The organism is Isoptericola sp. Y581 (assembly GCF_059445475.1).
This window is the reverse complement of the sequence record NZ_JCAIUK010000004.1, coordinates 335,903-348,759: the sequence shown is the minus strand read 5'-3', so window position 1 is coordinate 348,759 and position 12,857 is coordinate 335,903. Positions and strand designations below refer to the sequence as shown.

The 12,857-nt window shown below is 73.1% G+C and carries 11 protein-coding genes; 5 read left to right on the top strand and 6 right to left on the bottom strand.

Going from position 1 to position 12,857, the window contains the following annotated elements; genetic code table 11:
* Positions 1 to 221 precede the first annotated feature (221 nt).
* From glpK to AC1C2W_RS10185, 3 genes are all read right to left on the bottom strand, one after another.
* Entirely contained in the window at positions 222 to 1,736 is a 1,515-nt protein-coding gene (gene glpK, locus AC1C2W_RS10195) for a glycerol kinase GlpK (RefSeq protein WP_495388751.1), read from the bottom strand.
* Between the two features lie 75 nt (positions 1,737 to 1,811).
* Positions 1,812 to 2,573, bottom strand: coding sequence for an MIP/aquaporin family protein (locus AC1C2W_RS10190; RefSeq protein ID WP_495388750.1), 762 nt, complete (start codon positions 2,571 to 2,573; stop codon positions 1,812 to 1,814).
* A 114-nt stretch (positions 2,574 to 2,687) separates the two neighbouring features.
* Positions 2,688 to 4,433: a glycerol-3-phosphate dehydrogenase/oxidase gene (locus AC1C2W_RS10185; RefSeq protein ID WP_495388749.1), complete on the bottom strand. Its 1,746-nt coding sequence runs from the start codon at positions 4,431 to 4,433 to the stop codon at positions 2,688 to 2,690.
* Between the two features lie 100 nt (positions 4,434 to 4,533).
* Here AC1C2W_RS10185 and AC1C2W_RS10180 point away from each other — a divergent pair, with 100 nt between their 5' ends.
* Both AC1C2W_RS10180 and AC1C2W_RS10175 read left to right on the top strand, forming a co-directional pair.
* A complete protein-coding gene (locus AC1C2W_RS10180; protein WP_495388748.1) occupies positions 4,534 to 5,505 on the top strand; it encodes a sugar-binding transcriptional regulator in 972 nt (323 codons plus the stop codon).
* Between the two features lie 71 nt (positions 5,506 to 5,576).
* Positions 5,577 to 6,107: an amino-acid N-acetyltransferase gene (locus AC1C2W_RS10175; RefSeq protein WP_495388747.1), complete on the top strand. Its 531-nt coding sequence runs from the start codon at positions 5,577 to 5,579 to the stop codon at positions 6,105 to 6,107.
* A 104-nt stretch (positions 6,108 to 6,211) separates the two neighbouring features.
* On the opposite strand, the gene AC1C2W_RS10170 is transcribed toward AC1C2W_RS10175, so the two are convergent.
* Complete coding sequence (locus AC1C2W_RS10170; RefSeq protein ID WP_495413019.1) at positions 6,212 to 7,120, bottom strand: HhH-GPD family protein; 909 nt, start codon at positions 7,118 to 7,120, stop codon at positions 6,212 to 6,214.
* Between the two features lie 746 nt (positions 7,121 to 7,866).
* Between AC1C2W_RS10170 and AC1C2W_RS10165 the strand changes: the two genes are divergently transcribed.
* Positions 7,867 to 8,562 carry a hypothetical protein gene (locus AC1C2W_RS10165; RefSeq protein WP_495413018.1) on the top strand — a complete coding sequence of 232 codons (696 nt, stop codon included), beginning with the start codon at positions 7,867 to 7,869 and terminating at the stop codon, positions 8,560 to 8,562.
* 27 nt (positions 8,563 to 8,589) lie between these two features.
* Here AC1C2W_RS10165 and disA read toward each other — a convergent pair whose 3' ends face one another.
* Together disA and radA are read right to left on the bottom strand one after the other, a co-directional pair.
* On the bottom strand, positions 8,590 to 9,675 hold the full coding sequence (disA, locus tag AC1C2W_RS10160) for a DNA integrity scanning diadenylate cyclase DisA (protein ID WP_495388744.1): 1,086 nt from the start codon (positions 9,673 to 9,675) through the stop codon (positions 8,590 to 8,592).
* Positions 9,676 to 9,684: 9 nt separating this feature from the next.
* Complete coding sequence (gene radA / locus AC1C2W_RS10155; protein ID WP_495413017.1) at positions 9,685 to 11,130, bottom strand: DNA repair protein RadA; 1,446 nt, start codon at positions 11,128 to 11,130, stop codon at positions 9,685 to 9,687.
* A 168-nt stretch (positions 11,131 to 11,298) separates the two neighbouring features.
* Between radA and AC1C2W_RS10150 the strand changes: the two genes are divergently transcribed.
* A complete protein-coding gene (locus AC1C2W_RS10150; RefSeq protein WP_495388742.1) occupies positions 11,299 to 11,925 on the top strand; it encodes a hypothetical protein in 627 nt (208 codons plus the stop codon).
* Between the two features lie 44 nt (positions 11,926 to 11,969).
* Positions 11,970 to 12,827, top strand: a complete 858-nt coding sequence (gene proC / locus AC1C2W_RS10145; protein ID WP_495388741.1) for a pyrroline-5-carboxylate reductase — start codon at positions 11,970 to 11,972, stop codon at positions 12,825 to 12,827.
* Positions 12,828 to 12,857 lie beyond the last annotated feature (30 nt).

Below are 12,857 nucleotides of genomic sequence, written 5' to 3'. Positions count from 1 at the left end.
GACGACATCGCTTCATCCGGTCGTAGAAGTTCCCGAAGTGGAGCGCCCCTTGGGGCGCGTGAACGCGACCGGACGAAGCGACGTCGTCCCTTCAGCGGCCGGTGGTTTCGACAAGCTCAACCAGCGGCCGGTGGTTTCGACAAGCTCAACCAGCGGCCGGTGGTTTCGACAAGCTCAACCAGCGGATGCTGGTTTCGACAGGCTCAACCACCGAGGTAGGACTACTGCACGTCCTCGTCGACCCAGTCGAACGTCTTCGTCACGGCCTTCTTCCACGACCGGTAGAGCCGCTCACGCTCGTCCTCGGCCATGGCCGGCGACCAGCGCTTGTCCTCGACCCAGTTGGCGGTGACGTCCTCCTCGCCCTTCCAGAAGCCGACGGCGATGCCGGCGGCGTAGGCGGCGCCGAGCGCGGTCGTCTCCGCGACCTTGGGCCGCACGACGTCCACCCCGAGCTGGTCGGCCTGGAACTGCATGAGCAGCTCGTTCTGGACCATGCCGCCGTCGACCTTGAGCTCGGTGAGCTCGACCCCGGAGTCGAGGCGCATGGCGTCGACGACTTCGCGGGACTGGAACGCGACCGCCTCGAGCGCGGCGCGCGCGATGTGGTTGCGAGTGACGTACCGGGTGAGCCCGACGAGCGCGCCGCGGGCGTCCGGACGCCAGTACGGGGCGAAGAGGCCCGAGAACGCGGGCACGAAGTAGGCGCCGCCGTTGTCGTCCACCTTGCGGGCGAGCCACTCGACGTCGGGGGCGTCCTCGAACATGCCCAGGTTGTCGCGCAGCCACTGGATGAGCGAGCCTGTGACGGCGATCGAGCCCTCGAGCGCGTAGCGGGCGGGCTGGTCGCCGATCTTGTAGCAGACGGTGGTGAGCAGGCCGTTCCTGCTCGGCACCTTCTCCGTGCCGGTGTTGAGCAGCATGAAGTTGCCGGTGCCGTAGGTGTTCTTCGCGGTACCGACCTCGAAGCACGCCTGCCCGAAGGTCGCGGCCTGCTGGTCGCCGAGGATGCCGGCGATCGGGACGCCGGGGACCAGGCCGCGGGCGCGGCCTTGCCCGTACACCTCGGAGGAGGAGCGGATCTCGGGCAGCATCGACATCGGGATGCCCATGTCGGCCGCGATGTCCTCGCGCCAGGAGAGGGTGTCGAGGTCCATGAGCATGGTGCGCGACGCGTTGGTGACGTCCGTGACGTGCACGCCGCCGTCGGGCCCGCCCGTCATGTTCCACAGCACCCAGGTGTCGGTGTTGCCGAACAGCAGGTCGCCGCGCTCGGCGGCCTCACGCGCCCCGTCGACGTTGTCGAGGATCCACTTGACCTTGGGGCCGGAGAAGTAGGTGGCCAGGGGCAGGCCGACGATCGACTTGTACTTGTCGGGGCCGACGTCGCCGCCGAGCTCGTCGACGATCGCCTGCGTGCGGGTGTCCTGCCACACGATCGCGTTGTAGACGGGCTTGCCGGTGCTCTTCTCCCACACCACCGCGGTCTCGCGCTGGTTGGTGATGCCGATCGCGACGAGGTCGGTGTGCGCCAGGTTGCCGCGGGTGAGCGCGAGGCCGACGACCTCGCGCACGTTGGTCCAGATCTGCTCGGCGTTGTGCTCGACCCACCCGGCTCGGGGGAAGATCTGCTCGTGCTCGAGCTGTCCTGACGAGACGATGCGGCCGGAGTGGTCGAAGACGATGGCACGCGAGCTCGTCGTGCCCTGGTCGATGGCGAGGACGTAGTCAGCCATGGGGGATGCCCTTCACGTCGGTGTGGTGGTGGGAAGCCGGCCGGGCCCGCGAGAGGCCCGGCCGGCGGGGTCGGGTCAGGAGTAGACGGAGCCGAGGAGGCCGGCGAGCACGCCACCCACGAGCGGCCCGGCCACCGGGACCCACGAGTATGCCCAGTCGCTGGAGCCCTTGCCCTTGATGGGCAGGAAGGCGTGCGCGATGCGCGGCCCGAGGTCACGTGCCGGGTTGATGGCGTACCCCGTGGGTCCACCGAGGCTGGCGCCGATCGCGACCACGATGAGCGCGACGGCGAGCGGCCCCAGCTGGTGCGGAGTCTTGCCCGAGACGACGACGAAGAACACCAGCACGAAGGTTGCGAGGACCTCGGTGATGAAGTTCCAGGCGTAGGAGCGAATCTCCGGGCCCGTGGAGAACACGGCGAGCTTGGTGGCTCCCGGGGCGTCCTGGTCGAAGTGCTTCTTGTACGCGATGAACGCGAGCACGGCGCCGATGATCGCGCCGATCATCTCGGCGGCGAAGTAGATGAACATGTTGCTCACGGTCGGCTCGATCGTGGCGGTGATCTGCCCGTCGGGACCGGTGAGCTGGGCGAACGGCTGCTGCGCGGTGTACAGGCCGATCGTCACCGCAGGGTTCAGGTGCGCGCCGGACTTGTACGCGGTGAAGACACCGGCGAACACGCCGAGGCCCCACCCGAAGTTGACCAGCAGCCATCCGCCGTTGAACCCCTTGGTCCTGGGGAGCACCACGTTGGCGACGACGCCGGCGCCCAGCAGGATCAGCGTCGCGGTACCGAGTATCTCGGACCAGAACGCGTTCATGATCAGTGTGTCCATCGTCGGATCTCTTTCTGTTAGGGACCTCGTTGTCCTCTCCGGGACCGGAGAGTACCGCGTCGGGCGATGCCCTGCGGGTGGTGATGTCCCGGCCGTACGCCCGGCCGGGGTGGGTCAGCCCCGCAGGGGCTGCATGGCGGCGACGTCCGGGACGCGGAGGCGCACGGCCTCCGCGCTGGCGTCGTCGGGCTCGAGCGCCGCCGCGTCGTCGGCGTCGGCGCGGGCGGTGTAGGCGTCGATCTCGGCCTGCCGGGTGGCGTCGTCCCAGCCGAGCAGCGGCGCGGTGATGTCGGCGATCTCGGCGAGCGCGCCACGGCCCTGGTCGGCCACCTCGTACACGAGGCGCGTGCGATGCAGCAGCAGGTCCTCGAGGTGCAGCGCGCCCTCGTGGCTGACGCCGAAGTGGATCTCGGCGCGCAGGTAGGCGGGGGCGTGCTCCAGCGGGCGGGCCAGCGACGGGTCCTGCTCGCACAGGTCGACGAGCTGGCGCAGCGAGGACCCGTACCGGTGCAGCAGGTGGTCGACCATGGAAGGCGTCCAGCCGTACCGCTGCGCCCAGGTGCGGGCGAGGCGCCGGGTGGCCCGCAGCCCGACGGCGCCGAGCAGCGGGATCTGGTGTGTGATCGACGGCAGAGCCGCGGCGCGCTGGCCGATGGCGAAGTCCACGGCGTCCTTGGCCATGACGCGGTAGGTCGTGAGCTTGCCGCCCGCGATGACGGTGAGGCCGGGCACGGGGCTGGCGACGGTGTGCTCGCGCGAGACCTTGGCCGAGCTGGTGCCCTCCTTGGTGCCGGGCTGCAGCAGCGGTCGCAGGCCGGCGTACGTCCCGACGATGTCGTCGCGCGACAGCGGGTGCGCCAGCACGGCGTTGGCGTGGTCCAGCACGTAGTCGATGTCCTGGGCGGTCGCGACGGGGTGCACCGGGTCCTGCACCCACGGGGTGTCCGTGGTGCCGACCACCCAGTACCGGGACCACGGGATCACGAAGAGGACCGACTTCTCGGTCTGCAGGATCAGGCCCACCGTCCCCTTGATGCGCTCGCGCGGCACCACGATGTGCACGCCCTTGGACGCGAGCACGCGCAGGCCGCCGGCGTCGCCGGCCAGCGCCTCGGTGTCCTCCGTCCACACACCCGTGGCGTTGATGACGTGGCGGGCGCGGACGGCGATCTCCTCGCCGGTCTCGAGGTCGAGGAGGACGGCGCCGTTCACGGCCCCGGTGGCGCCCTTGGTGAGCGCCACCAGCTGGGTGCGGGCCGCCGCGTGGGCGCCGTAGCTCGCGGCCGTGCGCACGAGCGTGGACACGAGGCGGGCGTCGTCCACCGACGCGTCCCAGTACTGGACGGCGCCGATCGCGGCGTCGTGGGCGAGGTCGGGGAACTTGTGCTCCATCTGCCGCCGGCTGAGGTGCCGGTGCAGGGGCATGGCGCGCCGGCCGGGGGCGAGCGAGGCCAGGATGTCGTAGAGCGCGATGCCGGCGCCGACGTACGCGCGCTCCCACAGCCGGTGCTCGAGCGGGTAGAGGAACGGGACGGGCTTCACCAGGTGCGGGGCGATGTCCTTGAGCAGGAGGTCGCGCTCGGTGAGGGCCTCCTTGACCAGGTGGAAGTCGAGCATCTGCAGGTACCGCAGGCCGCCGTGCACCAGCTTGCTGCTGCGGCTCGACGTGCCCGAGGCCCAGTCCTGCGCCTCGACGATCGCGGTGGACAGGCCGCGGGTCGCGGCGTCGAGGGCGACACCGGCGCCGGTGATGCCGCCGCCGATGACCAGGACGTCGAGCTCGCCGCTCGGGGCCTGCGAGGCCTTGAGCGCGGCGAGCGCTTGGGTGCGTGACTCGGCGGTAAGCCGGGTGGAGGCCATCGTGGGTTCCTTCCGATCGGCGAAGACGTACTCAGACCAGCACTCTTGGCACGTCCGCGCAACCTGGGTGCACAAACGTGCAGGGTGAGATGCTGGAGTCATGTCGAACCAGCTGTCGAGCTATCGGGACCGTGACGTCGTCATGGCCGCGACGATGTACTACCTGCAGGACATGAAGATGGAGACGATCGCGCGGCACCTGCGGACGTCGCGCTCCACCGTGTCGCGGCTGATCAAGAGGGCGCGGGACACCGGCGTCGTCGAGATCACGCTGCGCCCGGGCCACTCCCGCGCGCCCGGCCTGGGGCAGAAGATCGTGGAGCGGTACGGCATCGACGCCTACGTGGTGCCCGTCTCCGACGCGGCCACCCACGGCGACCGCCTCCAGCAGGTCGCAGTCACCACCGCGCGCCTGCTGGCCCGCTGGTTCGACTCCGACATGGTGCTGGGGATCGCGTGGGGCACGACGCTCGCCGCGATCGCCGAGCACCTACCCCACAAGCCCACGCGCGGCTCCGCCGTCGTGCAGCTCAACGGCGCCGCCAACACGCGCACCTCGGGCATGAGCTACGCCGGCGACCTGATCGCAGGCTTCGGCGCCGCCTTCGACGCGACGGTGCACCACTTCCCGGTCCCGGCGTTCTTCGACTTCGCCGAGACGCGCGCCGCCATGTGGCGCGAGCGCTCCGTGCGCCGGGTGCTCGACGTCCAAGGCCGTGCCGACATCGCGTTGTTCTCGGTCGGCGCCCTCACCGGAGGGGTGCCCTCGCACGTCTACTCGGCCGGCTACCTGGACCCCGACGACGTCGCCCTGCTCGACGCCGAGGGTGTGGTCGGCGACGTGTGCACCGTCTTCGTGCGGGCGGACGGCACCTACCGCGACATCCAGCTGAACGCCCGTGCCACGGGGCCGTCGCCGGCGGAGCTGCGCCGCGTGCCGCGCCGGCTGTGCGCCGTCGCCGGGGACAACAAGGTCCGGCCTCTGACCGCGGCGCTCGCCGCGGGCGTCGTGACGGACCTGGTGATCGACGAGGTGACCGCCGCGGCCCTCGTGGAGCAGCCCCGCCCCTGACTTCCGCGCACGTGAACGTCCGTGCACCGGACGCCCGTGCCGTCGCGGGGGCCCGACCGTAGAGTGACGGCGTGCTCCCGGACCTGCCTGCGGACCACGGCGCGTCGTTCGCCGTCCGTCCCGCCCTGCCGGCAGACATGCGCACGGTGCGGCGGCTCGTGGAGCCGTACGCCGAGCGCCGGATCCTGCTGGCCAAGGAGATGGTCGGCTACTACGAGGCGGTCCAGGAGTTCCTGGTGGCGGTGGACCCCGACGGCGGCGTGATCGGGTGCGGCGCGCTGCACGTCATGTGGGACGACCTCGCCGAGGTGCGCACGCTCGCGGCCGACCCGGCCTGGCGCGGTCGCGGCGTCGGGCACGCGCTCGTCGAGGGGCTCGTCGGCCGGGCGCGGCAGCTCGGGCTGCGGCGCGTCTTCTGCCTCACCTTCGAGGTCGGGTTCTTCCGCACGCACGGGTTCCGCGAGATCGACGGCACCCCCGTCACCACCGACGTGTACGCCGAGCTGCTGCGCTCCCACGACGACGGCGTCGCCGAGTTCCTCGACCTCGCGCGGGTCAAGCCCAACACCCTCGGCAACTCCCGCCTGCTGCTGGAGCTCTGACCCCGCCGCTGGTTGAGCCTGTCGAAACCATCGCTGGTGAGCCTGTCGAAACCCTCGCTGGTTGAGCCTGTCGAAACCCGGGACTCGACCGGCTCAACCCATCGTCAGGCGGGCAGGTGGTACCGGCCGGCGTCGTCCTGCTCGACGAGCCCGTCCTCGATCAGGCCGGCGAGGCACCGGTCCACCTGGAGCGCGTGGGGGCCGGAGTCGACGAGCAGGACTCGGGGCACGGGATCGACGGCGGCGCGCAGGGCCGCCATGACGCGGCCGCGCACCTGCCGGTCCGTGCCGTGCCAGGCCTGCGTGCGACGGCGGTGCGCATCCTCGTCGGGTGGGTGCCCGGCGGCGCGCCATGCGCACAGGTCCGCGACGGGGCACGCGCCGCAGCGCGGGGTGCGGGCCGTGCAGACGAGGGCACCGAGCTCCATCGACGCGGCGGCCCAGCGTGCCGCGGTCTGGTCGTCCTCGGGCACGACGCCGGCCGCGAGCGCTCGCTCCGCCGCCGTGGGGGAGGGCGCGCCGAGCGCGCTGCCGCCCAGGGCGCGGGCCAGCACGCGCCGCACGTTGGTGTCGACGACGACGGAGCGGCGTCCGAACGCGAACGCGCGGACCGCCGCGGCGGTGTACTCCCCGACGCCGGGTAACGCGCGCAGGGCGACCTCGTCGACCGGGACCTCGCCGTCGTGCCGCTCGACGATCGCTGCCGCGCACTGGTGGAGTCGCAGCGCGCGGCGCGGATACCCGAGCCGGTCCCAGGCACGCAGCACGTCGGCCGTGGAAGCGGCGGCGAGGTCGGCCGGCGTCGGCCATCGCTCCAGCCACGTCCGCCACACCGGCTCGACGCGCACCACCGGCGTCTGCTGCAGCATCACCTCGCTGACCAGCACGCCCCACGGGGTGCGGTCCGCGCGGCGCCACAACAGGTCGCGGGCGGCGTCGTCGAACCACGCGACCGTGCGCGCGACCAGCTCGTCGCGGGTCGAGGTCGGCGCTTCGGCGGTGGGGGAGGGCACGGTCGCCCATTCTCGCCCACGACCTGTCAGGTTCACAGCCCCGTATACGTCGCCCTGGTCCTGACAGCTCGCGTGCGCGAGCGGGTGGTTCCCGGGACGACGGCGGCGCGGCTCCGCGGAGCGCGCCCGCGCGCGTCGTACGGTGGCGCGGCGGCACGGATCGAGACGGAGGGGTGCCCGTGACACGTGCGGACGACGGGCGTCGAGGTGGGGGCACCTCGCGCGGCGGTGGTGCGCGCTCCGCCGGTGGGCGGACCAGCGCGTCCGGCTCGTCCGCGCGCTCCGGCGGCACGCCCCGGTCGTCACAGGGCGGCGCGTCCAAGCGATCGTCGTCCGCGTCCTCGCGGACGTCCGCCTCGAAGGGCTCGCCCAAGGGTGCCTCGAAGAGCACGCCGAAGAGCGCGCCGCGTGGCGCCTCGAAGAGCACGCCGAAGAAGGGCGCATCGAAGGGCGGGTCCAAGAGCTCTGCGCCGCGGGCGGGTGCGCGCCAGAACGCGTCGTCGAACTCGCGGTCCACGGGTGCGCGGTCGGGCGCACGCGGATCCGCCGGCCGGTCGACGACGGCGCGCGCGTCGGGCGCGCGGCGCGGCGACCGTCGCGTCGCCACGGCGTCCCCGCTCGTCGCGCCGGGAGCCTCCCGCGGGGGCGCCCGCGCGGCGGCGGGTCGGAAGCCGGCACGACGGCAGCCCGCGCGGCGGCCGGCGGCCCGGCGCGGGCGGCGGTCTCCGGTCGTCTCGTTCCTGGTCGTGATCCTGCTGACCGCGCTGGGCGTGGTGGGCGGCTACGGGCTCGGGCAGGCGGTGGACGGGGTGCGCGGGGTGCTGGCCGGAGGCCCGGAAGGGCTGGCGGCGGACAAGGTCGCGGTGCCGGAGCCGCTCGACGTCGGTGGGCCGGCCACGACGTGCCGCCCGGAGAACGTGGAGCTTCGGCTCTCGTCGAGCGCGAATACCGTCACGGCGGGCTCGCCGGTGTCGTTCATGGTGCGGGTGACGAACGTCGGGCGGGTGCCGTGCCTGTTCGACGGCGCGGACGCCAGCCGCGCGGTGACGATCACCGACGAGTCCGGCAAGGAGCGCCTCTGGTCGTCCGCCGACTGCGCCGACGGCACGCGGATGCTGCTGCTCGGCCCGGAGAACGTGGACGTCCGCGAGGTGAAGTGGTCCAGCGATCGCTCGGTGAAGGGTTGCGAGGGCGAGCAGCCCGCCGTCGAGGCCGGCACCTACCAGGCGACCGCGACGCTCGCCGACGTCCCCGGCACCCGCAGCGAGCCCGTGACCTTCACCGTCGCCGAGAAGGCGAAGAGCGACGCGAAGGCCGACGACGCGAAGGACGCGAAGGCCGACGACGCCAAGGCTGACGGTGCCAAAGCTGACGACGCGAAGGGCGTCGAGCCGGCCGAGGAGTCGAAGGGCGACAAGGCCGCTGACGAGAAGACCCGCTGAACGGCGGGACGAGGCCGGCGGAACAGGTCAGACGTAACGTTCCAGGATGCTGGACTCGGCCAGGCGGGACAGGCCCTCGCGCACGGCGCGGGCGCGCTGCTCCCCGACGCCGTCCACGGCCATGAGGTCGTCCACGCTGGCGGCGAGGAGCTTCTGCAGCCCGCCGAAGTGCCGCACCAGCCGCTCGATGATCGCGGCGGGCAGCCGCGGCACCTTGGCCAGCAGCCGGTACCCGTGGGGCGCCACCGCGGCGTCGAGGGCGACGCCCCCGCCCGGCAGCTCGAGCACCCGCCCGATGTGGCCGAGGTCGAGGAGCTGGGCCGAGTCGAGGGCGGCGAGGTCGGCGTGCACGTTCGCGAGCGTGCGGCTGTTGCGATCGAGCTCCACGTAGTCGCGCACCACGAAGTCACGGTCGGCGCCGACGCCGCCGATGAGCTCGTCGAGCTGCAGGGCGAGCAGCCGGCCGTCGGCGCCGAGCTCGACGACGTACCCGTCGATCTCCTCGGAGATGCGGCGCAGCATCTCGAGGCGCTGCACCACCGAGCACACGTCGCGCACGGTGACGAGGTCCTCGATCTCCAGCGCGGACAGGGTGCCGGACACCTCGTCGAGGCGCGAGCGGTACCGCTCGAGGGTGGCGAGCGCCTGGTTGGCGCGGCCCAGGATCGTGTCCGGGTCCTCGAGGACGTGCCGGAACGAGCCGATGTAGATGGCGATGATCCGCATGGACTGGCTGACCGAGATGACGGGCAGGCCGGTCTGCTTGGCGACGCGCTCCGCGGTGCGGTGCCGGGTGCCGGACTCGCTGGTCTCGATGGACGGGTCCGGCAGCAGCTGGACGGCGGCGCGCCGGATGCGGGTGGCGTCGCGGTCGAGCACGCACGCGCCGTCCATCTTGGACAGCTCGCGAAGGCGGGTGGCGGAGAACTGGACGTCCAGCTCGAAGCCGCCCGAGCACATCTGCTCCACCGTCTTGTCGAGGCCGAGCACGATGAGCGCGCCGGTGCGGCCGCGCAGGATCCGTTCCAGGCCGTCGCGCAGCTCGGTGCCGGGGGCGACCGCGGCAAGCGTCTCCCGGAGCAGGGCATCGGAGTGCACGGAAGAGGGAGCCACGGGGGAATCCTACGACGTGGGAGTGCGCTCGCCCTGGTGATCCGCCGATCGGACACCGACTCCGGCGAGCTCGACCGCCTCGGCGAGGTGCCGGGCCTCCAGCAACTGCATCCCGGCGGGCGCCTTGACGGCGGCGCCGGAGGGCACCACGGCGCGCACGAAGCCGAGGCGCGCGGCCTCCCCGACACGCCGGTCGAGCCCGGTGACGGGCCGGAGGTCGCCGGCGAGGCCGACCTCGCCGAGCGCGATCGTGCCGGTGGGCAGCGGCTCGCCCGTGCGGGCGGAGACGATCGCGAGGGACGTGGCCAGGTCGGCGGCGGGCTCGGTGACTCGGGCGCCGCCGATCGTGGAGACGTACACGTCCTGGTCGGCGAGGCGCAGCCCGGCATGCCGGTGGAGGACGGCGAGGATCATCGCCAACCGCGACGACTCGACGCCGCTGGTGGTGCGGCGCGGGTTGGCCAGGGGGGACGGCGCGACGAGCGCCTGCAGCTCCAGGGCGAGCGGCCGCCGTCCCTCGAGGGTCACAGTGACGCAGGTGCCGGGCACGCCCGCGCCGAGGTGGGAGAGGAACAGTCCGCTCGGGTCGCTGAGGCCGACGATCCCGGCCTCGGACAGCTCGAAGCAGCCGACCTCGTCCGTGGGGCCGTACCGGTTCTTCACGGCGCGGACCATCCGCAGCCGCGAGTGCCGGTCGCCCTCGAACTGGCACACGACGTCCACCAGGTGCTCGAGGGTGCGCGGCCCGGCCACGGTGCCGTCCTTGGTGACGTGGCCGACCAGCAGCACCGGCACCTGGCGCTCCTTGGCGACGCGGATGAGCGCCGCCGCGACCTCGCGCACCTGGCTGACCCCGCCGGGGGTGCCGTCCACCTCGGCCGAGGCGATGGTCTGCACGGAGTCCACGACCAGCAGGTCCGGCTCGTTGGCCTCGATGTGGCCGAGCACCGTGCCGAGGTCCGTCTCTGCGGCGAGCAGCAGGCTCGGGGCCAGCGCGCCCACCCGCTCGGCGCGCAGCCGGACCTGCCCGGCGGACTCCTCGCCGGTCACGTAGAGCACGGTGCGGGCGTCGCGCCCGTCGGCGCCGCGCGCGTACGTGGCAGCGACGTCGAGCAGCAGGGTCGACTTGCCGACGCCGGGTTCCCCGGCCAGCAGCACGACGGCGCCCGGCACGAGGCCGCCGCCCAGCACCCGGTCCAGCTCGTCCACCCGCGTGGGCTCCGTCTGCGCGGCGGTGATGTCGATGTCCGAGATGGGGCGCGCGGGCGTTCTGCTCGGGCTCACCGCTACCGTGCGCGGCCCGGACGCCGCCGGCCCCTCGTCGGTCACGGTGCCCCACTCCTGGCACTCGCCGCACCGGCCCACCCACTTGGAGGTGGTCCATCCGCACTCCGTGCAGCGGTAGCCGGGGCGCGCCTGCTTGGCGCGGGTGCGGGACGAGGCGGTGGTGCTCACGTCGTCAGACGCTAGAGGTCGGCACCGACAGCGGGCTCGTGCCGTCGTCGGACCGGCGCCGCGGCGTCGACGTGCGGTCGTCGACACGCGGCCGCCGGACGCGATCGATCGGCGGCGGCGCCCCCTAGGCTGCGGGTGCATCGACGCACCGACCCGCAGGAGGACATCGTGAGCCAGGCACGCACGGGCGGAAACGGGCGCCCGTCGCCGGAGGTGTTCCGCCGCCGTCGGATCGTGGTGGCGTCGGGCGCGGGGCTACTGGTGCTGCTGGTGGTGCTGCTCACGGCGTTCGTCTGGCCCGGGTTCGCCCACGACGAGCCGGAGCCGCAGGCCACGGTGACCGCCCCGGTGCCGACGCCGACGATCTCCCCGAGCGGCCGTCCGAAGGACCAGACGACGTTCCTCAAGGCCACGCCGGACGCGGTGCTGCAGCTCGCGCTGCGCGAGGCGGCGACCTACGAGGCGTGGGAGAAGGACGCGGACGCCGTCGAGGCGTGGCAGCTCACGTACGCCGACGGCGACGGAGACGGCGCCACGTCGGCGCAGGTGCTGGCCGGCCAGTGGGAGGACGACGACACCGCGACCGCCGCCTACGAGGCGCTGGTCAAGGCCGTGGGCGAGCCGACGGGCGAGGGCGACGTGGCGGTGGACGACAAGGCCGTGGGCGCGTACGTCATCACCCCGGGTACCACCGAGGGCACGTCGGTCGTCACCTGGCGCAACGGCACGGCCGTCCTGCAGGCCACCGGCCCGTCGGGTCTGATGGAGGACTTTTACTCCGCCTACCCGCTGTAGTCCCGCCGCCCGCCGGCAACTCGCGGGGACGTACCGTGGTGCCCGTGAGCGAGCAGACTGACGAGCAGGCCCCGACGAGTGCCCAGGTGAGCGGCGTGAAGATGGCGTTCCTCGGCACGGGCAACATGGGCGAGGCGGTGCTGGCCGGGGCGCTGGCCGCCGGTGTCGCCCCCGAGGACGTGGTGGCCACGTCGCGCCGCGCGGAGCGCGGGGCGCACCTCACCGAGCGGTTCGGGGTGCGCGCGACGACGGACAACGTGGCCGCGGTCGAGGGCGCGCACGTCGTGGTGATCGGGGTGAAGCCCAAGGACGTGGGCGCGATGCTCGACCGCGTGGCCGACGCGCTGGACCCCGGCGCCGTCGTCGTGAGCGTGGCCGCCGGCCTGCCGCTGTCGTTCTTCGAGCAGCGCCTGCCCGCCGGCACGCCCGTCGTCCGGGCCATGCCGAACACCCCGGCGCTGGTCGGCGCGGGCGTCACCGCCGTCGTCGGCGGCACCGCCGCCCGCGAGGACGACGTCGCGCTGGTCGAGAAGGTGCTGTCCGGCTCGGGCCACGTGTTCCGCATCGCGGAGAAGGACATGGACGCGTTCGGTGCCCTCGCCGGCTCGGGCCCGGCCTACGTCTTCTACGTCGTCGACGCGATGGCGGAGGCCGGCGTGCTGCTGGGCCTCACGCGCGACGTCGCGCGCCGGCTCGCCGTCGAGACCGTGCTGGGCTCGGCCAAGCTGCTCGACCAGACGGGGGAGCACCCCGTGCTGCTGCGCGAGAAGGTGTCGTCGCCCGGCGGCACCACCGTCGCCGCGCTGCGCAAGCTGGACGACGGCGGCGTGCGGGCCGCCTTCCTCGACGCTCTCGAGGCCGCGCGCGACCGCTCGCGCGAGCTGGCCGCCGAGCACGGCTGACCCGTCGAGGCTTCGTCGGTCGAGCTTGCG

Bases quoted from the DNA above. Each gene is read 5' to 3' on its own strand.
- AC1C2W_RS10185 (WP_495388749.1), bottom strand. From the start codon at position 4,433: ATGGCCTCCACCCGGCTTACCGCCGAGTCACGCACCCAAGCGCTCGCC.
- AC1C2W_RS10190 (WP_495388750.1), bottom strand. From the start codon at position 2,573: ATGGACACACTGATCATGAACGCGTTCTGGTCCGAGATACTCGGTACC.
- glpK (WP_495388751.1), bottom strand. From the start codon at position 1,736: ATGGCTGACTACGTCCTCGCCATCGACCAGGGCACGACGAGCTCGCGT.
- AC1C2W_RS10180 (WP_495388748.1), top strand. From the start codon at position 4,534: ATGTCGAACCAGCTGTCGAGCTATCGGGACCGTGACGTCGTCATGGCC.